Raw genomic sequence first — 1,698 nt, 5'->3', positions numbered from 1 at the left:
GCTTCTTTTGCAAGATTGATTGCTTGGTCATATCCTGTTGAATCTACATTGAAATTATTTTCTGACAATAATAATTTGAGACCTGCCACTTCTTCTTCTGAATCGTTAATGTCTTCAGAAACTGTAAATATTGTTGAGGCATCTAATTTCTTCAACTGTCCTTGTGGAATCCCTCCTACTCCCAGTCCTTGGCCATTGTTTGTATCTGATGCACTACCCACTGCAGAACCAAATCCAGGTGGCAGTTGTTCTAAAACTCGTGATTCTTCAAGAGATCCTAACAATGATGATGTGTCTTCAAAAAGAGCCATTGCAGTTATTGCATATTCTTGTGCTGCTTGCGGATCTTCATCTAGACTTGCTAATGCTTTTTGATATTGAACCATTCCTAATTCAAATAATGATTGTGCTGAGGTTGATCCATCCCCTGATGCTGTCAACGCTGCCTCTGCATTGTTTTTCGTCATTAGTAAAACCTGCTCCATCGGAGTTAGTTCTGGCTCATCAGTACCGTCTCCAGTACCGTCTCCAGTACCGTCTCCAGTAGTCTGAGCATAAATCTCAGATATGGCAGTTGGAATACTAATTAGTAAAACGAAAAGTGCAATAATGCCGAATAGGCTTTTATTCATACGATATTTAGTGATTAAATTGAATATAACCGGGTAGTTCGAGCGTAAGTTGTGTCTGGTTCGAACTGTTTTAATCCTATAACATAATAAAATAGGCAAAATCAAATACATTCCAACATTTATCGTGATTATAATTACTCCGTATCCTAACATCTCTTGTTCTGACTGAATGTTCACATTTGACAAAATTGAAAGTGATGCTAACATTGGAGTAATTCCAATCTTTACAATTTCTTTGAAAATTGGGTTTTGACGCTCAAGATCTGCTATCTGTGGTGAAAATGAATAATACATTTGATTAAACCCTGTCATGAATGCAGTACCTGATAACGTGTTCATCACTTTTGTATCTCTAATCTCTCTTAGGAATTGAACTTGTGGTGCTAATTCAGTTCCATATGCTGCAGTGGCAATTAAACATCCTCCACCTTCCACATTTCTTGCATCTACTGTAACTGTCTCTTGCATTTCGGGAGTTTTGGATTGAATTTTTTCAAAATTACTGGAAATTTTGACAAGACCATTTTCATGAGGATCTATTCTTATCCATGAATGTGTGGCGTTCTCATAATATGCCTTGAAATCAACCGTTCCGCCATTTAGTGTCGTGTCTTCAATACCGTCAAACAATGTATTTGGAATTATGGCTAAAATCGTGGCTTTTTCTTCTACAAGAAAGCTAATTTCATTTTCATTCCCTTTAAAATCTGAAATCTTTGCACCTGTCATTAATTCCACAGGATGATCTATTCCTCCAGAAATCACATCAAAATTATGCAGACCTACTTCTCTAATTGAGTAACTAAGAGTTATACTGCCTGGCAACATCTTGAAAGTTTTATCTTCAATATCTTTTGGGATGACATTCAATCCGACAACATTTGATAATGGCGGTAAGACAAGTGTGGATTCCTTACTGTTTTGATATTTTACCTTGAATATTCCAGATTCATATGAAATGATATCTGCTTCATATGATAGATTTACTTTTGCAGCTCCAAGGGATATAATTTTTAGCGAATTCCCATCTAATTTTGTTCCTAAAAGTACATTTTTTTCATCTGTT

1 protein-coding gene is annotated in these 1,698 nt (G+C 36.1%); it reads right to left on the bottom strand.

Translation table 11 applies throughout. The features are described from left to right. On the bottom strand, window positions 1-1,698 hold a 1,698-nt coding region (locus BD31_RS11070; RefSeq protein WP_008297588.1), incomplete at both ends, for a CFI-box-CTERM domain-containing protein.

This window comes from Candidatus Nitrosopumilus salarius BD31 (assembly GCF_000242875.2).
In the GTDB taxonomy this organism is placed as follows: Archaea; Thermoproteota; Nitrososphaeria; order Nitrososphaerales; family Nitrosopumilaceae; genus Nitrosopumilus; species Nitrosopumilus salarius.
This window is presented reverse-complemented; position numbering and strand designations above follow the sequence as displayed.